Origin of the sequence: Cytobacillus firmus DS1 (assembly GCF_000565285.1) — a bacterium.
In the GTDB taxonomy this organism is placed as follows: domain Bacteria; phylum Bacillota; class Bacilli; order Bacillales; family Cytobacillaceae; genus Cytobacillus; species Cytobacillus firmus_A.
Genome location: NZ_APVL01000029.1, coordinates 18,915 through 40,333 on the forward strand (window position 1 = coordinate 18,915; position 21,419 = coordinate 40,333).

At 37.1% G+C, this 21,419-nt stretch carries 21 protein-coding genes; 2 read left to right on the forward strand and 19 right to left on the reverse strand.

The genetic code is table 11. From position 1 onward, the window contains the following. Nucleotides 1–25: 25 nt before the first annotated feature. The 9 genes from PBF_RS22245 to PBF_RS26250 form a co-directional block, all read right to left on the reverse strand. Nucleotides 26–346: a hypothetical protein gene (locus PBF_RS22245; protein ID WP_035332898.1), complete on the reverse strand. Its 321-nt coding sequence runs from the start codon at nucleotides 344–346 to the stop codon at nucleotides 26–28. Between the two features lie 146 nt (nucleotides 347–492). Then, the gene (locus PBF_RS22250) at nucleotides 493–912 is read right to left on the reverse strand and encodes a hypothetical protein (RefSeq protein ID WP_035332900.1); all 420 of its coding nucleotides are present in this window, start codon (nucleotides 910–912) and stop codon (nucleotides 493–495) included. 32 nt (nucleotides 913–944) lie between these two features. Continuing rightward, nucleotides 945–1,346 (reverse strand): hypothetical protein, encoded by a 402-nt coding sequence (locus PBF_RS22255; RefSeq protein WP_035332902.1) that lies wholly within the window; start codon nucleotides 1,344–1,346, stop codon nucleotides 945–947. Between the two features lie 282 nt (nucleotides 1,347–1,628). Then, nucleotides 1,629–2,450: a hypothetical protein gene (locus PBF_RS22260; protein ID WP_035332905.1), complete on the reverse strand. Its 822-nt coding sequence runs from the start codon at nucleotides 2,448–2,450 to the stop codon at nucleotides 1,629–1,631. A 275-nt stretch (nucleotides 2,451–2,725) separates the two neighbouring features. Then, nucleotides 2,726–3,781: a hypothetical protein gene (locus tag PBF_RS22265; protein WP_035332907.1), complete on the reverse strand. Its 1,056-nt coding sequence runs from the start codon at nucleotides 3,779–3,781 to the stop codon at nucleotides 2,726–2,728. Between the two features lie 26 nt (nucleotides 3,782–3,807). Then, nucleotides 3,808–6,030 (reverse strand): DEAD/DEAH box helicase, encoded by a 2,223-nt coding sequence (locus tag PBF_RS26900; protein ID WP_235192319.1) that lies wholly within the window; start codon nucleotides 6,028–6,030, stop codon nucleotides 3,808–3,810. 51 nt (nucleotides 6,031–6,081) lie between these two features. After that, nucleotides 6,082–6,981 (reverse strand): hypothetical protein, encoded by a 900-nt coding sequence (locus PBF_RS22275; protein WP_035332911.1) that lies wholly within the window; start codon nucleotides 6,979–6,981, stop codon nucleotides 6,082–6,084. Nucleotides 6,982–7,171: 190 nt separating this feature from the next. Continuing rightward, nucleotides 7,172–9,133, reverse strand: coding sequence for a group II intron reverse transcriptase/maturase (gene ltrA / locus PBF_RS22280; RefSeq protein WP_035332913.1), 1,962 nt, complete (start codon nucleotides 9,131–9,133; stop codon nucleotides 7,172–7,174). Nucleotides 9,134–9,932: 799 nt separating this feature from the next. Further along, entirely contained in the window at nucleotides 9,933–10,100 is a 168-nt protein-coding gene (locus PBF_RS26250) for a hypothetical protein (RefSeq protein ID WP_160169279.1), read from the reverse strand. Between the two features lie 431 nt (nucleotides 10,101–10,531). Here PBF_RS26250 and PBF_RS22285 point away from each other — a divergent pair, with 431 nt between their 5' ends. Next, complete coding sequence (locus PBF_RS22285; RefSeq protein WP_035332915.1) at nucleotides 10,532–11,131, forward strand: restriction endonuclease; 600 nt, start codon at nucleotides 10,532–10,534, stop codon at nucleotides 11,129–11,131. 337 nt (nucleotides 11,132–11,468) lie between these two features. Here PBF_RS22285 and PBF_RS26255 read toward each other — a convergent pair whose 3' ends face one another. The 9 genes from PBF_RS26255 to PBF_RS22325 all read right to left on the reverse strand — a co-directional run bounded on the left by PBF_RS26255 (nucleotide 11,469) and on the right by PBF_RS22325 (nucleotide 20,190). Next, complete coding sequence (locus PBF_RS26255) at nucleotides 11,469–11,615, reverse strand: hypothetical protein (protein WP_160169280.1); 147 nt, start codon at nucleotides 11,613–11,615, stop codon at nucleotides 11,469–11,471. A 54-nt stretch (nucleotides 11,616–11,669) separates the two neighbouring features. Then, complete coding sequence (gene holB / locus PBF_RS22290; RefSeq protein ID WP_035332916.1) at nucleotides 11,670–12,644, reverse strand: DNA polymerase III subunit delta'; 975 nt, start codon at nucleotides 12,642–12,644, stop codon at nucleotides 11,670–11,672. After that, entirely contained in the window at nucleotides 12,644–12,886 is a 243-nt protein-coding gene (locus PBF_RS22295; protein ID WP_035332918.1) for a hypothetical protein, read from the reverse strand. Before PBF_RS22295 ends, holB begins: the two co-directional genes overlap by 1 nt. A gap of 252 nt (nucleotides 12,887–13,138) precedes the next feature. Next, a complete protein-coding gene (locus tag PBF_RS26905) occupies nucleotides 13,139–13,498 on the reverse strand; it encodes a hypothetical protein (RefSeq protein ID WP_235192320.1) in 360 nt (119 codons plus the stop codon). A gap of 41 nt (nucleotides 13,499–13,539) precedes the next feature. Then, entirely contained in the window at nucleotides 13,540–15,621 is a 2,082-nt protein-coding gene (dnaX, locus tag PBF_RS25055; protein WP_051488991.1) for a DNA polymerase III subunit gamma/tau, read from the reverse strand. A 23-nt stretch (nucleotides 15,622–15,644) separates the two neighbouring features. Beyond that, the gene (locus PBF_RS25060) at nucleotides 15,645–16,535 is read right to left on the reverse strand and encodes a ThiF family adenylyltransferase (RefSeq protein WP_051488992.1); all 891 of its coding nucleotides are present in this window, start codon (nucleotides 16,533–16,535) and stop codon (nucleotides 15,645–15,647) included. 50 nt (nucleotides 16,536–16,585) lie between these two features. After that, the gene (locus PBF_RS22315; protein ID WP_152539727.1) at nucleotides 16,586–17,209 is read right to left on the reverse strand and encodes a hypothetical protein; all 624 of its coding nucleotides are present in this window, start codon (nucleotides 17,207–17,209) and stop codon (nucleotides 16,586–16,588) included. 181 nt (nucleotides 17,210–17,390) lie between these two features. Further along, entirely contained in the window at nucleotides 17,391–19,175 is a 1,785-nt protein-coding gene (ltrA, locus tag PBF_RS22320) for a group II intron reverse transcriptase/maturase (RefSeq protein ID WP_035332922.1), read from the reverse strand. 688 nt (nucleotides 19,176–19,863) lie between these two features. Further along, a complete protein-coding gene (locus PBF_RS22325) occupies nucleotides 19,864–20,190 on the reverse strand; it encodes a hypothetical protein (protein ID WP_035332923.1) in 327 nt (108 codons plus the stop codon). Nucleotides 20,191–20,487: 297 nt separating this feature from the next. On the opposite strand from PBF_RS22325, the gene PBF_RS22330 reads away from it, so the two are divergent. After that, complete coding sequence (locus PBF_RS22330; RefSeq protein WP_035332925.1) at nucleotides 20,488–20,787, forward strand: hypothetical protein; 300 nt, start codon at nucleotides 20,488–20,490, stop codon at nucleotides 20,785–20,787. A gap of 252 nt (nucleotides 20,788–21,039) precedes the next feature. Here PBF_RS22330 and PBF_RS22335 read toward each other — a convergent pair whose 3' ends face one another. After that, nucleotides 21,040–21,324: a hypothetical protein gene (locus PBF_RS22335; protein ID WP_035332933.1), complete on the reverse strand. Its 285-nt coding sequence runs from the start codon at nucleotides 21,322–21,324 to the stop codon at nucleotides 21,040–21,042. Between the last annotated feature and the right edge of the window lie 95 nt (nucleotides 21,325–21,419).

Here is a 21,419-nt window from a genome sequence, read left to right on the forward strand (position 1 = left end):
AAGAGTGGATAACTCCACCCCTCCCTTACTTTGCTGCTATAGCTGCAATAGTATCTGATAGATAATAGGCCGCGTAAAAAACAAAGGCGCCACAGCAACAGCTAATTAATGAGATCCAAACAGTACGCATCTTCGCAGCACTAATTGATCCAAAAATAATGAACAACGTAATAATTAATATGGCTAAAGTAAACAATAAACCGCCAACACCGCCTACTAACTCAACAATTTTCTTTACAGCATTGTATAGGTTATTATTTGTATTTGTTGTGTAAATGGAATTTAGTTTAGTAGTAGTACCCGTACCTAAATACGCAATATTATTAAATAAACTATAAAGGCTCATTCCCCTCACCTCCTTTAAACAAAAAAAAACGGAAGAACACACAAACAGGTTTCAAGCCTGAATGCGGTTCTTCCGCTTTTATTGCAATATTTAATTTCTACTATGATTCTATAAGAATTTGACATTTATGTCAATATATTCTTATATTACCTGTTTCCAAAATGGCGTGTCATATCGCGATTGAAATGAACAGTAAATACTTTCCCCAGTTCATTATCTGCCTTATAGGTATAGTAAAGAGTTGTATTCCCAAGAAACTCATGGTTATACCTTAGGTTTTGGATCACAAGGGTAATAAATAATTTATATTGTGATTCATCCAGCAGAGCTTTATCGTTCTGCTCCTTCGGGTCAATCCCTTGCCCATCCACCATAATTTCCTTATCGGGAACCTCGTAATTCATTCTCTGTAATGAATAATTTCGAGTATGAAAACTGAAAGTACCTTCTAACGTTTGTGTGAACTTTCTTTTATACTCCAAATCATTCGTTAGTTCTAACTTAATTTGGTGAGCCAATGCGATGTTCTCTTTTTGATACGATTTAATATTAGTTTTATTATCCATAACGTCCTCCTGTAAAATCCTATAATTCGCTTTTAGTTAGGAATCAATGTCTTGCGAAGTGAGGTTAACAAACCACTATCTTCGTCCCTTTTGTACGAAAAGCTAGCTACTTTATCCTGAAAGTCGTCATTACTGTATTTAATAAGATGGGCTAATAGTTTTACAAAATTATAAAACGATTTCCCATTAACGTTCTTTTCAATACCTTTTTTAACTTTTGGATATTTTTCGGATTGACGGATTTTGAAACTCTTTATTCCATCGCAAGTCTCGATATTAATTTTGATTAACTTGTAATTACGGGTATGAAGGTGAACTGTACCTTCTGAGTTGAAATAAAAAAAGCTTTGTAAATCGTGATCAGATAATAGCTCGTTCGATAACTTGTTTGCTAAAGCGGCATTCTCTAGCAAAAAGGTGTTAATATTAGACAATTTAAAAATCCTCCTTATGATTTATTAGTGCTTATTGCCTACCCGAACGGATTATCCTTATTAATCTCCATTTTTTAAAAAAATTTTCTCTATTTTTTTATGAAACTATCAACATTATAATACAAAATATTCCTTTTGCACTATGTTTTAGTAAAATTTCCATAAATTTTTAAAAAATCGACAATCCCCTTCAAATAAGGCTACCTGCACCCCTCTCTATATTTTCATCGCTATAAAAACATAGAGAGGGAAACAGATACAAAGTATCTTTTCCCTTTCTCATTACATCACTGCAGCTGTTGTTGCATTATCCTCACTATCCTGGCGATAACCAAGTGCCTCTAATTCTGGGTCCAAGTATTCTTCAACATGAAACTTGTCCGCCGTAATAAAATGTCCTGATACTAATACGACATCCCCGTAATATCTAGGGACCTTAGGACCTACCATCTCAACTGAATGGTCTCCGTACTTTAAGGTAAACCCATTATCGTTTTCATCTACTTTCCCAATCATGGTATGTATCCCTTCAATCATGGTGTTAGAGGGAGTAGCTGTGATCATCCTGGCTACTTTATCTCCGTATTTTCTAGAAATAGACCTAAACTGATTGTCAGGTAGAACACTCTCCTGAGCTGGATGTTCATCTGTAAAGACGTTTACTTGTTCAAAATTAACCAGATTGTGCATGCTTTCATAAATCTCTGCAAGGTCCTCGCTTTCATCTTCAGATGTCAGCGCAATAAGCTTATCAACATTCGCTAAAGTATCCTCTGTAGGAATACTGTATTCTACCTCTGGGTTAAGGCTATCAGCTGAGAATACCGGGATATCCGATGTTGTTTCCGGTTTTTCAGGCCCAATGGTAGATATAGCTGCTTCTCGGATCAAATCCCCATAATCACTATCATCTTCAAATAAAGAAGTTTGAACGGTTGGGGTTTGAATGGAAACTGGTTGCATATTCACATCCCAAGTAAATTGCTGCGGCGTGTTCCATTTCCTCGCTTTTCTTTCGTAGGCTGCTTCGGTAAATACAGGAAGCATCCCAATTGCGACAATAACCCCGACAAAGATCAGAATTGCATGTACACCATTAATCATTTTTCTTCCTCCTTAAAAAAGTTAAGCTTATATATAAAAAAGCCCATTAAGGAATGAACGCAAATTGCATCACTTCCCTAATGGGCTTGAATATTATTTAAACTGTCTACAGTAATTAAGTATATACGTATCTCCCGAATTGGAGCTTATAAGTAAAACGACAAACTCTCCTTCCGCATGGAAAAAGATAAAAAAATCAAAAGAAATATATACCCTTATATTAGCAAAGTTATCCAAGTTTATCAATAAATGAGCGGGTAAATATAACTTTACAACTAAAATAGTAACGTTTGTCCAGCCAAGACTTTTGATTTTTTGTCATCTCGCTCTATCACTTTTCCACTGAAAGATGGAGTACTCTCAGTAGATCCGATAGGCTCTTCTATTGGTGAAGATACATCTTCTTGAATGATATCTACTTTATCCACTTCATCGGAATAATCACTGGCTTCCTCTGTTGCGTTCGTCTGTTCATTTTCAGCAGTAGTAGGTATCTCTGTCTCAACATCTTCCAACAAAATAATGTCCTCATCATCCAACAATTCAATATCTCCCTGATAAAAGTCTTCTACAACTTCCTCTAAAATAGGAAATTCTATAGATTCAACATCAAGGGAATCTAAGTCAATCACTTCTTCGTTCTCTGTTATTTCAATAACTTCCTCATTTTCATCTAGTTCTATATCAATTTCTTCTAAGTGCTCTATGTTATCCGCTAAAGATAAAGAATCTGGCAATGGCAATGTAATTTCCCACACCAACTCCGCTAATTTACCCTCTGCTTCAATTCGATTCTTATAGTCTTCATCCGTATCACTTTCTTGTCTTATGGGTATGACGTCCTCTTCTATCAGAAGACATCCACCTTCCTTTTCACAGGTTTCAGGTTCAAAGTATAAACCAAAAGATTGAAAAGCAGCAGGATCAGTCAACAGGTTATTTTCAATAACTTGAAGATTATCATTAATTTTTTCTTTTAAGTCTGCACAAACATTTGGAACTTGTTCCAACAGTTGTCCGATGGCCCCCTTTATGGTTGGCGATGATAAAGGATTCTCTAAAAAACCACCCCATCTTGCAATCCACCAACCAGACTTTCCCTCATGTGACAGTGCTTGCACTTTAAAGGTATGATGATCAGCATAGCGTTTTAGCCAGGCAGGCATCTCGCCTGTAAAGTATGCACGCACTAACTTACTCCTCTCCTTAGGATGAAATTGAAGTTTTAGAGGTTTTTTTTCGTAATAATGACGCTTGGGTGATTCCCCCTTTTTACTCTCAATCCACTCAATAATTAGTTTTTCTGAAGCTGGATTAAAAATGGGTTCCATTATACTTCCTCCTAAAAATTATGTTATTATGAAACAAAGATTTCTTCTCTTTTGGTGCCTGAAGATAACATGTCAGCAGCAAAAGCCTCATAGTCAATTTCATCTGGCTCTATACCCTCGTCACCTTCAAATTCCTTAGCGATTTCTTTAAAATCTAATTCTTTACGATCAATGGCCAGGTCAACACCTGATTGCTTGGACAAAACCAGCCCGTGCATATTGGCATCTATTGTCCCGACAGAAATTAGCCAATGAATATCTACTTCAAAATGCTGCCCCCATCTGACAGCACGTGAATAACATTGCTCGATCTTCTTTGAGTTAAATTCTAAATCATACAAGAAGACAGCACGCGCTTCAGTTAACGTGTAGGACTCGGCTCCAGTTTTGGTCGTCATGATTAAAATTGATAGATTATCATTTGGATCTTGAAATCGATTCATCAGTTCAAACCGGTACTTCATATCAACAGAGCCATGAATATATCCTGCAGACTTACCAGGCAGTATTTCATCTAAGAGGACACCTAATTGTTCGGCCGTTGCTTTATGAGAAGTAAAGACCAGCATTTTCTTCCCTGTTCTTAGATAGTTTTTTGCTTTATCGATTAGATATCTAATTTTGGTAGGCTGCTCTGTCTTAGAAGGCTTGTATTCCTCGAATGTCCATGGACAGCTCGCTGCTTGACGAAGCTTTGTTAACCACGAACAGACCTGTATGGCATTGATTTTATATTTTTCGCCTCTAAATTCCGCGGCTTCCCTTTTTGCAAGCTCCTGTTTATACCACTCTTTGAATTGATTGAGGATATTATCATATAGATCTTTATCTGCTTTAATCATGTCCAGATGCCTACGAATATGTTTTGGCTTAGGGACCTTTATATAAGAATTAACGTCTTTGTCTTGTTTGGTCTTTCTTAGCATTAAGGTATCTAATAGATTCCATAATTCCTCTTGATGAGAAACACGTGATTGAATAGAATCTGTCTCAAGCAAAGTCTTGGCATGGCCCCCACCGTAATAAACCCCAAAGTGTTCTTCCCCTACTTTCCCATGTCCTTGAAAAGGTTCACGGAAGAGAGGATCCTCAAAATGAGAACCACAACCTGTTAACCAAACTAACTGCCAAAAAAGATCTGAAGATCCATTTTCTGCTGGAGTGCCTGTCAATATTGTCCTCCGTTTAGTTTTCACTCTACGAACGACTGACTTGCTCCTTTGAGAATCTCCATTTTTTAGATAGTGGCCCTCGTCTACAATAGCGGCATCATATCCTCTATGAAAGTAGGAGGATAAAGGCTTTTTTCGCTCTTTGATAACTGTAAATCCACATTCACAAAAGAGTGTTTTATTCTTCCACTCATTATGGCAGCAAGGGCATTTTACCGGGAGTCTATCCATCGAATAGCGCTCACTTTGCTGTAACGCTTTTTCTTTGCAAATATGGCAATATTGCATGCTTTTATTAAAGTTCAAAGCACTTGTACAAGTCGGACAGGATTCATGCTTTATTGGTGCAAACACAATTCTTCCCTGAGACCATTTTTCATAACTGACGATATGAATCCTCTTTGATGAGTGAAGATCTGCAGGGTTTTTAAGTTGTATATACTCTTCTTCCAAACCGAGTACCTTTATTTCACGGATCCAGTCATTTAAGTTACGACTCATGCTGATAATTAATATCTTGTCATTATCCGGATTAGCAGTTGCTCCAACTAATGATGTCAAAGTTTTACCCAGCCCCATGTCAAAGCACAGGAAAAGTCTTTGATTCGCAATCATAAGGGCGGCCCCTTCTTTTTGATATGGGGCTAATTGCTTTCCATCTGATAAGATGCCACCATATTGACTTTCCACTAAACCTAAGGCTCTTTTATACCTTTCTGAATCCTTAACATCCTCTAAGGATTTACTATTCCAATGGAATTTTTTCAATTTAGCATTTAAGACTTTTTGCACGCGCCCAATTGAACCACCATCTATATTAAAACCCCACTCATTTAAAGCACTTACAGCGGGATTATCCACGAGCTCTTTATTTGCATACTTTACCTGATGGTGCCAAGAAAGTGGATTTGTGGTTCTATAATGAGTCTTTTCTTCCCCATTTCTATTTGTTACGGTAAAACTAAACCGAAGTTCATGATTATTTGAACAAGATAAACATTCATTTTTCGTAAGCTCAGCTTTCAGTGAATTGGTTTTAAAATCGATTCCCTTATTGGTATAGAACATTTTTGTCATAATAGAAAAAGCACCACGCAAAATAGCGCAGTGCTTTTCACCCCCTTCAGATTATTTCTGCATTTGCCCAACAAGTGCTCGAATGTGATCCGTTTGTTCACAGGCAATGGTAAGCGGAGAAGTTTTATCCTTAAACAGAATTAAAATTTCCTCTGTTCGGAATAAACTTGCTGCTAACTCAACATATTCAGCGTTAACCGCGAACTCAAACTGTTCACCCTCACACATTGCTCCGAGCTGCTGAGTCAGAATACTCTCTAAATCAATTTTTGTTTTAGCTCCTTCTGTTCTAAAAGTAATGACCGGGCGACTTGGTGCCAAACGTCTGGCCCTCCTACATAATTCAATTAATTCCATCCGATCAAACGTCCATTTCGTACCTGCCGCATCTTTATCACTGTAAGATCGATCAATATCAGGAAACTTCCCTGCCAATAATCTGCTCACAGCGGTTGTCAATCCAGCTTGAAATACTAAAAGCGTCCTGGCCTCATTAATACCAATAGATATTTCACTATCTGAAGGCAACAAATCAGCTAATCCGCAAATGCTTTCTGTAGGAATTGAGAATTGCATACCCTCAAACCACTTAACTTTTTCTGAGCGTAATGTGACTGCTCTAGCACCATTGCTGGCTCTTATCAATACTTCCCCCGTATCATCCATAGCAAAATATAAACCTTGAAGACAAGGGTTTGCTTTCGCCATTTGGGAATTGCTTAATGCAGCAAAGGGTGGCATTGAACGGGAGAAGGAATGTAATATTCCAGGTTCCCAGGTAACAGTCTCAATTGTATTCGGAATATCAATTAGCGGTGCTGTCTCAGCTATGGTTTCACAAGCAATTTTTGAAGATCGGCCCCAGCGTAAATTTAGAAGGCTACCTTCTAACTCCACAATGATTTCTTCATCCGAAGGCAGGGCTGATACTTTTAGATCTAGTTCCAACATAGAAGTAGCAATATCTAAATTTCCTGTGATCTCTGCTTCAATTTTTTTCTCTGCGCGATAGGTAACCTTTTGATATTATCTCCAGGTTTTCCCCCGCCTCACACCGTGCATGAGACTTTCGAACTCACACGGCGTTCCATCTTTCTCCAAATACACTTTTTCTATAAGTTAATGTATGATTTGTTGTTTCCTAAATGGCAACCTTACCGATAAGTGGCATACCTTCGAACTTTCTAAGGAAGTTTATCTTATCGATTTGTTCCTTATTCAGTGAGTATTTTTGTATGACCTGCATGAGTTTTGCCTCACTTTTTATTCTTATCATTTTGTGTATCTCATCCACTAAGATAATTAGGTTTTGGTATCGGTCATCTCCCGTTTCCCTGAAAGGGATGATGTGATGACATTCCCATCCTTGCTTACCTAATACCTCTTTAGTGATTGCACATTTTCCGTTCTGTGAAATAAACTTTGAAATCCGATTGTCGTTATATTCAATGGATTTCTCCGGATTGTACTTTGACATAACATAATGAAGAATATTAGGGTCAATTTTTATTAACCGTTCGTGTATAGCCTTTCTTCCTTTGACTGTGAAATCACAGATATCTTTTCCGATGTTCATAGGGCTTACATGTCTCTGGGCGAAAATTGGAGCCAAAATTTTGTTTTGGATCGCTTTCTTCTTCCAATTGTATCCCTTATACCTTTCGGCTAGATATTTGTCGTATTTCAAATCGTTTTGGGAAGACCACCTATCTTTAAGGCGATTTTTCAAGGTTTGACGACAAAGAAAGTCAATATCTTGTAAATCTTCGGTTATGTTTGTTGCCATGTTGTAATAGTTTTGTATACCATAGATAACCGAATTATAGTTACTTACTTTCTGCCTATTAGGATTCCTTTGAATTATCTTAATGGCATCTTTAATTTTAAGTACTGCATTATTCTTAGCCTTTTCCGTCATATTACTGGTTACAACCCATTTTTGGTCATACTCGGTGCTGAGTCGAGTTAGTTTTCGACATCTCCCAGTTGTTTTGACTCTTTTAGGATTGTCGACTGCCGTATCTGATACCTTGACCTTTTTGGCTACTGTTCTTTTACTCTTCAGCTTGACCCTCAGTTTAATTCCTAAGAATTCTGAGTATCGCTTTTTAAGGTTGACAATCTTTGACTTCTCCTCAGAACAATCGAGCTTGAGCCGAGTCTTAAGAAAGTCTTTAACAGCGAGTTGGATCAATTTGGCCTGGCTAGCAGTTCGACATAGTATTTTGAAGTCATCTGCATATCTTACAATGAATAATTCCTTTAGTTTGGAATTGGTTCTTAGTGCCCTATATTTCTTATCATTTACGCTATATGGTTTTCCTTTGTTAACTCCTCTGATACATTTTGCGGGAAAGCTTTCCCACTGGCTACTAACCCACCAATCCAGTTCGTTTAGAACTATATTGGATAGCAGCGGAGATAGAATTCCACCTTGAGGAGTACCCTTGGTCGGCTTTCCTTCTCCAGAGATTTCTGCTTTTAACATAGCAGAGATAATAGATAATAATCTTTTATCTCTTATCCCAATAGCCCACATTTGTTTAAGTAGTTTGCCATGGTTAACGTTGTCAAAGAAACCCTTTATATCAACGTCTACACAGAAATGAGTCCCTGTAATATTTATCAGTTGTGTTACCCTAGCAATAGCATGTTTAGTACTACGGTTAGGTCGGAAACCATATGAATGAGGGTGAAATTTTGCCTCACAGATAGGTTCTAAGATTTGTAAGATACATTGCTGAAACAGTCTGTCCCACATTGTAGGAATACCTAGAGGTCTTTCCTTGCCATTGGGTTTCGGAATCATTTTCCTCCTAACAGGCTGTGGCCTGTAGAATTGAAACATGTTCCTAATTTTCGTGACTACTTCTTCAACATTCAACTTCTCCAGGTCCTTAATGGTAATACCATCAGTTCCCTTCGTTTTGCTACCAGTATTTCTTTTGATATTACGGTAAGCAAGTCTAATGTTTTCCTTTGTTGCCATTAATTCAATTAAATTATAGAATTTTTCCCCTTCTTGACTTTGCGAATATAGGTTATCAAGTAATTCCTGAACCCCATAGTATTCGTTATGCCTCAATTTCTTCTTCGAATTCAAGTCGGTACCTCCTTGCAAACGTATTTGTTTGCTCAGATAAACCTTTCTTAGTCTTATTCGAACCTTGAGCCGTTTTAGAAATCTTTAGAAAGTGTGTATCCTTCTGAAAGACTAATGGCTATTCCTCCCTCGCTTATTATCACGAGTTCACTGGTCATGCCATCACGATCACGGAATATGAAACTGAGTTATCCTTTATCGGCTAATCTCACCTTAAGTATTTCTCAGTACCGCTTCACAGGATGTAAGTCCTCCACGTTATCCGCTTCCCACGTTGAAATATACCTATCTTTTACTGAACAATAATGAGAAATTCATCATTGTTCAGTGCCTATTTTAGGTGCTTCCTATGAACCTGATGGTCATCCAAAGCCTGTAACTTTGTAAGGATTTTCATAAAGTAGATTCTTACTCATCCTCAACCATCGTAGCTAAAATGCTACCCACCACCGCTTAGATGGTGTTCTACTATAGATTCGTACATTCGGAAGTTCGTCAGTGCCTCATTACCTTTCCAAGTTTAGAGGTACATTCTCACCATGACAGGCAGACACAAGCAGCATGAACCGCACCGACCCCCTCGGGCTGGCTTTCCAACAATCTGGGCGGTTTCTTCCACCTTGACATCGAGCTTAGTGACACGCTAATTCTTACAAATTAGTTCGTGCCCATCGACCTCGCGGATTCCCTTCGGGGCGTTACTCCCTCATTTGAAATCTCGGTATATTCCTTAGCTTCCCCTGAAATGCAGAAGCCCCTAATCTTTACGACTGTGGTAGCGCATGCCACCCAATCTTAATTAGGAACGTGTCGCACCAACCTGAAGATCATCTCCGTTGAAATAAAAAGAAACAAAACTGCCTTCTGTTTTAATAAAACAAGCCTTTTCTCCCAATCTTGCTTTCTTTGCACCTTTCACTAATGATGTGACGGTATTTTGCAGCACCTCTCCATTAACTTTAAACATTCAAAATTCCTCCTTAAAAAGTTTATAAAAAAATAAAAAACGCCTCAGATCGCGATTGAATTAAAACAATCACCATCTGAGGCGTATTTTTTAAAAGATAAGTTATCCTCTCGCATGAGCGGATAGTAAAAAAAGAAAGTTTATAGGTTAATATTACCTTTAATCCCTATTTAATTCAATAATTATCCAATAAAACTTTTCCTCTCGAGTTACTTTGAATAGAGACGCTACCTTAATACTCATCCTTTCTTTCATAAATGATTTAAGCAAACTTAATTATTCACAAAGGCCTATATTCAGATATTTTTTCTTTTTGGTCTTGATCTAAAAAATTTATCGTATTAATTTGTTTACACATGTATTCACATGTGATATTATAAATTTGTAATCACATGTGAACACAAATTCTTCCGAAAAAGGTGATATGTAAAATGAAAGTTAATGTTTGGTTAGTACGCCCTCTTCCACATGGAACGAACCACATGCAGGATTTCTTAAAACACAATCGAATCGCTGTAGGTTATCCTGTAGGAAAAAATTTAACTAACTTAGATTACAGTCAAATTCGTCAGCTCCTAGAACAACATAGTTGGGAAGAAGGCATTGGAAATGTTAATACATTGGTAAATGTTATGAATGACGGGGATATCGTAGTGGTACCAGATGATAATAAAAAAGATGTCTATTTCGGAGAAATTGATAGTGATTATATTTATGAGCCTTTATTAGACAAAAATAAAGCTGGAAGTGGATACCCACATCAAAGAAGTGTGAAGTGGTTCTTTAACAAAAAACCACTATTGCGTTCTGAGTTACCAGAAGAGCTGAAGGGCTCTATGCGCTACCCTGGTACAATTGCCGATTTAACTAAGCATTATGAAATAATAATGAATGTTATTCATGGGGATAAGGTGAAAAATGAAATCCATGAAACATTGGAACAAAAGGCACTATCGGTTATTGAAGAATTGTTAGATAGCGCAGTTCCAGAAATTCGCTTAAAGGCAGCTGAGGTCATTTTAAAAAGATAAACCCCTTATGGTTATAAAGAGAAAAACTCCCTTTACACTTAAAAAAGTAAGGGAGTTTTTTAACATATTCCATTCATTTTTGTAAGAAAGTAACATCTCCTATTTGTAAATTAGGCTTTTTCTAATACCACATCTACATACGCATTTGCTATTTAGAGTCTTCACTTATACGAACAACTTCCTCTCCACTCTCACATTTAGGACAAGAACTTTCGCCCATATCAGTCTTCTTACTAACAGCAAAGTCTACCTCACATAGACCGCAAAAATAGACATTCCAATTACTCATTAACTCACCTCTAAAGTCGCGTATTTGCGTTTTCACATCAATCTCCAACTACGCATTAAGTCTTTTTAAAATTTCTGCTTCTAGATTATCTTTATAAGAGTATTCTCCTGACGCACTATAGTATTGAATCCTGTTGATTATCCGTTCAAACTCTTTTACTAGTTCTTCATTTGTCATTTTTTCTATGAAATTCACTAAACAGCACTCCTCAGTAATATGTTTCAAATGTTTATCATTAAAAGTTTGTAATTAGGCAGCTAATGAAGCTTTTTGCAAAAGTTGTTCTAATACTAGGATATAGTTAGTATTAGACCTTAACTTCTCTTTGGCAGTTACAACCTCTTCTAATATAGACACCAAGTCATTAATCAGGAAATGGTTTCGAAAATGTTCAATCAATTGAGCATGCTCATTTAAAGAAACCCTTCTTCCTAATTGGGAGTATAGGACCTCCTGGAACCATATAGCAAAGAGCTGCATGCTTACTTGTTGCTTCTTCTTATCGGAAAAAACCTCCGGCCATTCAGTCTGTATTTTCACTACAGCTCCGAAGGGGTTATTAGCAAACTCTTCTAGAGTATTGAAAAATAGATTTTTAGCATTTAAGAACCAAGCCTCTTCCAGCAACTCTTTTCCTCTTGTCACACTCTTAGTGATATTAGATAACAGATATGCTGCATCAGGGTCTAATCCTTCATTCAATAAATTTTTATATAAAACTTCACTTGAAACTTGTTGAAATTTATACACTTGTACACGAGATATAATCGTATCAAGCATACGATTCTTGTTTTCTGTTAAAAGAATTGCCAAGGAAGTTCCATTGGGCTCTTCCAAAAACTTTAACAAGCTATTAGCTGCCTGAACAGTCATCCTATCAACATGCTCAATGATATAGCATTTCTTATCAGACTCAACTCCTTTAAAGTGAAACTCTCTTTGCAAGGAGCGGATCTGCTCAATTTTTATACTTTGTCCATCAGGTTCTATGAAATGTAAATCTGGATGGTTGGTCGAGTCAATTCTTTTACACTCTGTACACTTCATACATGGTTCATTGTGAATAGGATTTAAACAAAAAAATCTTTTGGCCATCCAAAACGCGACATCCTTTTTACCAGCCCCAGGTTCACCGCTAAATAAATAGGCATGAGTAAGTTTTTGGTTTGAAAAGGCCTTTTGAATGAGTGTGGTCACCTTTGGTTGAATAGCTTTAATATCCATTATGCTGCTGCCCCCTCACCTAGTGCGATTTCAAATCCTTTAACTATGACATCATAAGGAAGTGCTTTACCAAATTTTGAGATGTCTTGAATAAGATAAAATACGCCTTCATCATAATTACCAATAGCTAATAACTGATCGGTCTTTTCCCAGGCTAGTTTTGCTTGCTGTCTAGAGCAAAGCCTGTTTCTTCTTGCTGCAGCAATATACCTTTTAAAATAATTTGTAGTTTTTTCAAACATAATAACTTCCTCCTTAAAAAGTTAATGAGTGCTGAAACAAAAAAAAACACTCTAGTAACGTTCGACTGAATTTGTGCTGGAAAAGAGCACAGTCGATCACTACTAGAGTGTTTCTAAAAATACATAATTAGTCCCGCATGGGTCTAATAAATCATTAACAAGTTTTATAAATATATTCTATCATATTCAACTTACAGAAAACACCAAAAATGCCAAAAAGCCTTGGATTTTTCCAAGGCTTCGCTTTTAAACTTATTGGTGATTCTCTTCTGTAGAGAATAACCATTCAAATGTTTGGTCTATCATTTCAGTTCTCTTGGCAATCTGTTCATTAGTCATTTTGGAATAGTCAGGACGAGGAATACTGCTAAATTGAACATCCGCCTCAATGAGCCTGTACCTCTCCTCGTAATAACTATTTTTATCCTTCAATGCTTCAAGAGTTAACCAATGAATATCGCTTCCATTCAATGAGCTTGAGCATGAATGAATTTTCATTAATGCCTTTTCAAGTCTATCAATATTTTTTTTCGATTCTGCCAGCTCACTTTTCAATCTTACAACTTCATTAAAGAGATCTGTATTAATATCTTCCTGGCTTAATTGCCCCATTATGAATCATTCCTTAATCGATTTAGATGAAATTTATTGTGCTACTTCTTAAACTCTTTTTTAATAAGATTCCATTCTTCTTCATCAATTACGATAAGCTCTAATGATAATCCTAACACTTCTTCTATAACACTTTGAACAATACTTCTGTTCATTACTTTTTCAAGCAGTTTTACTTTTGCCTTTGTGGGCATTGTGACTACTATGTGTTGTGCACTAATTGCACGCACAGTGGCCTCTCTATATAGAGCCATTACCTGCATACGCTCTGCCTTCAATGTTGACAGGATCTCTTCGTGATTTTGGTTATACTGTTCTCTATACTCTTTCTTTGCAACTGAACAGATACCTAAAACCTTTTTTAGCTTTGGAGATTCTGTAACGGTTCTTTCCTCCGGTTGTGTCTCTGGTAAGTCAATTAGATCTTCAGGAGGAACTAATTCGTCAGATGTTAAGTTATCGTCATCAATCACCTGAATATATTCAGCACCTTCTTCCATATCTTTTTTAAATTGGTCAAAGAATGGAGCTGGTCCCTCATTAGTATTCAGGTTAAAATTGTCTTCTTCCTGTTTTGAATTCTCCTGCAGAAGTACAGAATCTTGCTCCATGGAGGATTTTTCATCCATACCGTTCAAATCATTTTCAATTATTGAAAGTAGATCCAATGGATCTATATCTGCTTCAATAGTTTCATCTGCAGTGTCAGAAACAGTGGTTTCTTCCACTTGATTCTCCTGTTCCCCTTGAACTTCTAATTCACCAGAAAGTTCCATGATTTCTTTCTCAAGATTTGACGGCTTGAACTCTTCTTTGGATGGGCAGCTAACGCTTTCCCCGTCCATTTGCCGGACAAAAGCTTCAACTTCATCCTCAACTGGGATTGGTTCATCCAATTTAGCAGTCATTTTCTGAGACTCAATTTTTTGTTCTGGTTTGTTGTCCACTGCATTAGCAACTGCTACTTCTTCAGCCATTACTGAGAATTGACCACTTGCCAGCATCCTCATTAGATTTTCTACTTCCTGTTTCAAGGATTCCAACTCATCAAGTGGATTATCTGCAGCTGCCTTAATTAACGCTACCTCGAGAATAACTTTATCTTGGCCGCTGAACTTTATTTGAGACTGGCATTTCGAAAGGATTTCAATAATGCCATATACCCTTCCTACATTAACCGAGCGTGCAATTCCTTTGAACGATTGGTCTGTCAACGCTTTTGTTAAGTTCGCCTTTTCCCCCACCCTGCGATATACAAGGATGTCCCGGTAATAGGCTAATAGATCTTCTAACAAAAACTTGGGCTCCTTACCCGTTTCGATGGTTTTATCTAATAGATCCAATACAACTGAAATATTCTTTTGTTCAATTGCATTAACCATTTCTCCAATCATTCCTATATCGACAGACCCAGTTAAGTCAATCACATCAGCTGCAGTTACCTTTCCATCAGAATGGGAGATTGCTTGGTCAAGCATACTTAACGCATCCCGCATCCCACCTTGAGCAACTCTTGCTAGGATTTCCAGAGCCTGTTCATCAACCTCAACGTTTTCTTCTTTCACTATATATTTCATTCTGTCCATTATCGCTTTATCCGTGATCCGTTTAAAGTCAAAACGCTGACATCGTGAAAGAATAGTTAATGGGATTTTATGAGGTTCTGTTGTAGCAAGAATGAAGATAGCATGCTTTGGAGGTTCTTCAAGAGTCTTCAATAATGCATTAAAAGCTCCAATCGTAAGCATGTGTACTTCATCAATAATATAAACCTTGTATTTTCCATATACAGGTGTATAGCCGATTTTATCCCTTAGTTCTCGAATTTCATCCACTCCATTGTTTGAAGCGGCATCAATTTCAATAATATCGGGATTATTATCAGAGCATATATCACATGCACCACAAGGCTCTCCATTTACTCCACTGGTACAGTTAACCGCTTTCGCAAATAACTTAGCTGAGCTGGTTTTACCAGTACCTCGGGGACCAGAGAAAACATAAGCATGTGAAATTGAGTCCTGATTTAATGCGTTTAGTAAAGTCTTCTTGATATGGTCCTGACCAATTAGGTGATCAAAACCTTTTGGACGATACTTTCGATATAAAGCTAAATGTGCCATTCTAATCTCTCCTTAAAAAGTTTTTATTTTTGAATTAAAGCGTTATATTCTCTCTGAATGTCCTTTGAGACATAAGTAGGGTTGGCCCCACACATTTTTGCATTGAAATCTACAGCATGAATCCCAATTTCATTGGTATGAAACAGCGTGTTCATGATATTATTTGCAATTTGAGCGGCAAATTTATTTGTCGCACATCTTTGAGGATTATTGATGATTGCTTCCCCGCATGATTGACCAGGAAAAGCCGTTTCTTCATCCGTCAAGATATCCTCAAAAACCCTTCCAACTGGCGGTAAGAATACTTGGCCGTTCCTTTTGTAACCCACCACGATCTGACCGCTAAAACCTGAGTTGGCCGCAATTTGTTTTTCCAATTGACTATATTGGCGTTCCTCTTTTCCTGGAACAACATATACACCCTCTACTCCCGCGTCAATATAGATAAGATCATCTAAATAATTGCTGTGAAAGAACTCATCCATCAGCTGCCGGCTTCGATTATTATCAACCATCCCTATTAATACTGGAATAATCCGCTTATTTTCTTTAGGGAAAGTAAATAACTTTTGAAAGAACTCCAAGTCCGTCACATACTGAGGGACTGAAGAAAACGGGACATTATAATGTTCCGAATATCTTTCTCTTAAAGCATCTACTTTAAATGAACCTACATCCTCCTCATCAAAAAGCTGATTCTTAAGATTTTTCTTTTCAACTTCATCAGCATCACAAACATACATGGTATATTCGAAAGGACCAACTTGATGATAAGAGAACGTATGTTGGACACCATATGTAGCAATATCTTGGCAGAGAGAACGAATAAAGTGGCTGCCATTTGCTCCTGCACCCACCTGTACGATGAAATAGTGAGGCTTTACATTACTCTCTTTAAACAACTTTAAACCCATTATGATAATTCCTCCTTAAAAAAGAAGAAGAGAGTTCCTCCCTTCTTCCATCATTGATATTTCACTCTTGTTTCCCATTCAGCAGGATATGGTACCTCCACTAAAGCGCCAGATTCAAAAATCTGATCAATTGGGATAGCAAGCTCAGTGTCATTGCCTTTCACTCGAAACTTAGCTTGTGGCGTATCTGTATTTAGCAATCCAAACACCCCATAAAGCATAAAGGCTTTCTCATCCTGATTATCAGTGGCACTAAAATAAGCACTCATGGAATTGTGTGAATGTACTTGGGCCACTTGAATAAAGCGAAGCGAATTCCTCCCCAAATATTTAGGATCGAGTTCAGCATGAACTTTTACCTTTGATACATGCTGAACCGGACATTCTAAAAAATATCGTTTCGTTTCAGTATCAAAATATAACTGCAGCATAACCTCCACGTCGGATCTTAAGCAGAAGTCTTTGAAAAAAGAATACATCTGATTAAAGATATGACCTGGAATCTTAGGAAGCCTGAATGAAAAACTTTCCGTTAAGTTATCTAATGAAGGAATTGCAGGAGGCTTTGCCACCATTTTTCCTATCATTGACTCTCTCACTTCATATATCTGTCCATCAGCTGCACCAATATAGGAAATTCCTCTTTTATCACTCTGGCTAAAATATTCAGTCACTCTCCAAAAATAAGAAACAAGGGACATTAAAATGCCCCCTTTGCAGCTCCTAATGCATCTGGAAAAAGTCTTTTATTTTCCTTATATAGTGATAGGTAAGATTTTGAAGTTATCGCCATCTTTTCCCCCACTTCACACCGTACGTGCGACTTTCACCGCATACGGCGTTCCATCTATACCTTTACATAGGGATTACTTCGAGTTTACAAAGTGTCCTTAGTTGGTTTAGTTTAATAATCTGCTTCTCAGAGAGATTGAATTTACTTAGAGTTTTATTGATGACTTCCTCATTAACAGCATGTATGAGCTTGTGTATGTCTTTATGGATAACCACTAAATTATCAAACCTATCAGTACCGCCTAAACTAGCCGGAGTTTTGTGATGACAGTGTACTAAGCCGTGTGTAAGGGGTAAACCCGATACTGCACATAGACCTTTCTGCATTGAAAACTTGGACAGCCTATTGTCCGTGTATTCAACAGAGCGGTTTGGCAACTTAGATTTCATAAGTTTGACTAATTCAGTGTCCCAAGAATAGCCTATTCCATCTTCATAGATATTTACGTTTTGTGAATAACAGCGGTTATTCTTCGTCCTACCTAGACTTATGGGGTATAGATAGACTCCCATTACTTTGTAGGTTTTGTAAGATGTGGAATAAAATTTAGTGTAGGTATCTGACTTGGATAAACCCGTCGGATAATCATACTGGGCACATCTTTGTAACCTGTTATTCATCGTAATTCTAATTTTATGGTGTATTTCTTTTAGGCTTTTGCTTACATGTGTTGCATAACGGAAGTAATTTTGAACCCCAAGTACCACTGAATTATATGCAGTAGCACTTTGAGCGTTCGAATATCTCTGTATTTTGTAAATTCTTTCTCTTAATGTGTTGATGATTTGTTCTTTCTTCTTATCGTCAATGTAAGAATGGCAAACCCATTTACTACCTTTGGCAGCGGCTTTAAGTTTAAAACCTAGAAACCTAGTAAATTTCTTTTTAAGATTGATAATCTTGGATTTTTCTTCGGAAATATCCAGTTTCAATCTATGTTTAAGAAAATCGCTCACAGCATGGAACCATCTGACAGCATGTTCATAACTGTCGGTCATTATCCTAAAGTCATCAGCATATCTAATGAGATAACCTGGTTTAAGATTAGAGCTGGTTTTTAGGGCATAATAATGATGCCTTTGTGTGTAGCTGTGACGAGTTTGAAAGGTTTCCCATTGGTCAGAGATCCACCAATCTAGCTCATTAAGTACAATGTTAGCAAGCAAAGGAGATAATATACCTCCTTGTGGTACTCCTTTGGTAGGAATACCTTCACCTTTTATAGGGGCTTTCAGCATTTTACTTACGATGGCGATTACTCTTTTGTCCTTTATACCGATTTGCCACATTTGTTTTAGTAAGAGTGAGTGGTTCACATTATCAAAGAAGCCTTTAATATCAATATCAACTGTGTAATATTGTTTGCCTCTATTGATAAGGTGTTGCACCCTAGCTACAGCGTGATGTGTGGAACGGTTGGGTCTAAAACCGTAAGAGTGTTTATGGAACCTCGCTTCACAGATAGGCTCAAGCACATTTAGGAACATTTGTTGAATTATCCTATCGATAATACTTGGTATTCCTAGTGGTCTTTTGCTATTTCCATCAGCTTTGGGTATCCAGACTCGTTTGACCGCTTTAGGTTTGTAATTTTCTAGGTTTGCTCTTATATGATTGACAAAATGCTCTTTATCCATTTTAGCTATGTCCTCGATGGTCTTTTTATCCGCTCCGGAGGTCCTAGCACCTGAATTGGATTTGACCAATCTATAAGCCAGTAGTATATTTTCCTCTGAGATTATGATTTCGTACAGATTTTCAAACTTTTTCCCATCACAACTTTTTCGGAACAACTCGTTCTGAGTATTCCCAAAGTCGTAATAAGTTACTGGTCTCTTTGTTCCCACTGGTGCAGTATCACTCCTTATTACTTATTAGGACTAATACCAACTCACCTTCTTACCTGAAAGGTGGGATTTACTTTGTAATTTCCTACCATAAAGTAATATAGACTAGGGACTATCCCTCCATCATATTTCTATGATTTCAACGGTACTGTGTCCCCGCTCTCGCAATGGTAAATGCACTTCGGCCGAAACCTTATAGCAACCTTCGTATCGGTAAATACTTTAAATGAAGTCCATTACTTTCCACGTTCCTGCATTTCTATCTGTACATATACTTTTAGGTGTCTGGCTATACGCCTGTGAAATTATAACCTCATTGTTGGTTATTCCGAATTTCATAACGTCGAATCTTACTTTTCGGTATTTCACCATGCCATTAAGCATGACGACTATTTCTAGTCGTTATGGGTCTAGACGTGTACATTCGCAGATTCGTCAGTTTCCTATCAAAGAAACATTCTCACCATGAGTATTTTATAGAGCCCCGACCTATCCCTAACCATGCCTATAAGGTTTAGGTTAGATTCAGCCGACTTTACCTAGCTTCACACAATATAATTTACCGATTATATTGCATGTAGGAGTATTAGGCAGTTGGTTTCAGTTCAACATGACGACTTTCATTCCCAACTTCGAAATGCAAGTTAATCCTTTAAAGTTGCTGACAAGGATCGCCTATTTCGCTTAATTAAAAGCTTATAAGGCAACGTGTCGCACCGACATCCCACTTCGTTCTAGTGGCTGTAAATTGAAAATAGTTTTTCTCCAGCTCCACTCGAAGCTCTTCTAAAGAAATCCCTTCCTCTGGGATTTCCTCCACAAAATCAGAAACAACAAAATGTTCCGTTGCAAAATGAATAGACCATTCCTCAGTTACCTTTATTTCTTCCTTTGGTTGAACAGGTGTTTTAGCAGTAGCTAATCCTTTACTGGCTGAAGTGTTCTTCTTCTCTTCAACCTTTTTTTCTTCCACTGGTTCCACCCCTAAATCAAAAATAGATAATTCGTTAGTCATACTTTTTTCCTCCTTAAAAAGTAATGGTTGTTTTAAGAGCATAAAAAAATACACTCTATTAAAAACAATCGACATAGCTGCTACTTGAGCAGTTTTTAAAGTCAATCACTTTTAATAAAGTGCATTCATTCAGAAATACTTATCCCGCATGGGTTAAGTAAAAAAATTTAAGAAAATATAATTCTATTATATACCAATTGTCCCAAAATTGTTATCATTAATTCTTGTGAATTCGCGGAAATCAAATCATAGTAGTACAATGGAAAAAATTCGAAATCGAAGTGAGGAGGAAAAGGATTGCTGAACCAACAAGCAATTTCTAATCGTATCTCGAACACAGAGAAATCAGCTAGAACTTTTTGTTTAGATAAATTACAAAGGCAATTTCTTATCAATCAAATAAAGCCACTAAAAAAAATTAATGTTCCTACCTTAAAATATTCAATTGAAGCAGAAGAATTAGTGGAATGGATATTGGAGAAATTAAGTAACGATGAAATACAAAAGGTTAGCACTATGCTCCGAATTGCACAGAAAAGATCCGCAGATATTAGGCCTCTTATTGGCACCATTGCCTTAAGCTTATTAAAAAAATAAGTTATTTTGCCCTTTATTTAAGGACCAAAAAATTAACGCCCTTTAGAAAGCTAACGGGTTCGGTTTTGAAGGACAAAATTCGATTTAGTGATGCTTTTCGCAAGGTAATTCGCAGTTGGATTAGCCGACGCTTCAGCAGTAAAATTAGACGCAAAAAAGCCGGAGCCATAATGCTTTGAGCTTTTTTTATAGTAGCATTTTGTTGAAGATAGCACTCCGTTAGTTATACATAAAGACTTACACAATAAGTCATTATTTCTTACGTTTTCGTTCTAAAAATATAGGTGCTATATTTAGTAAGATAGAAACAATCGTCAAAAACCAAAATGCCCTTGCCATACCAGGTATTACATCCGATAAAGCCGCCCAATCTTCTGCTTTTACCCACCGAGTTAGATAACTGTAATCTGCACAAATTGTTAATGCTGTAAATGATAATGCCATCGCCATAGCGAACTTATAATCTTTTCCTGATTTATACATATAAAGATTTATAAAAGTTGTTACTATTGCAATAACCCCAAATATTACCCACATAACTACACCTCCATATATTTTTTTTATGTCGTGTAATGCTAACCTACCTCGATCGTATTATAAGGTCACCAGATATTTCTGGTTGACCATTTTTT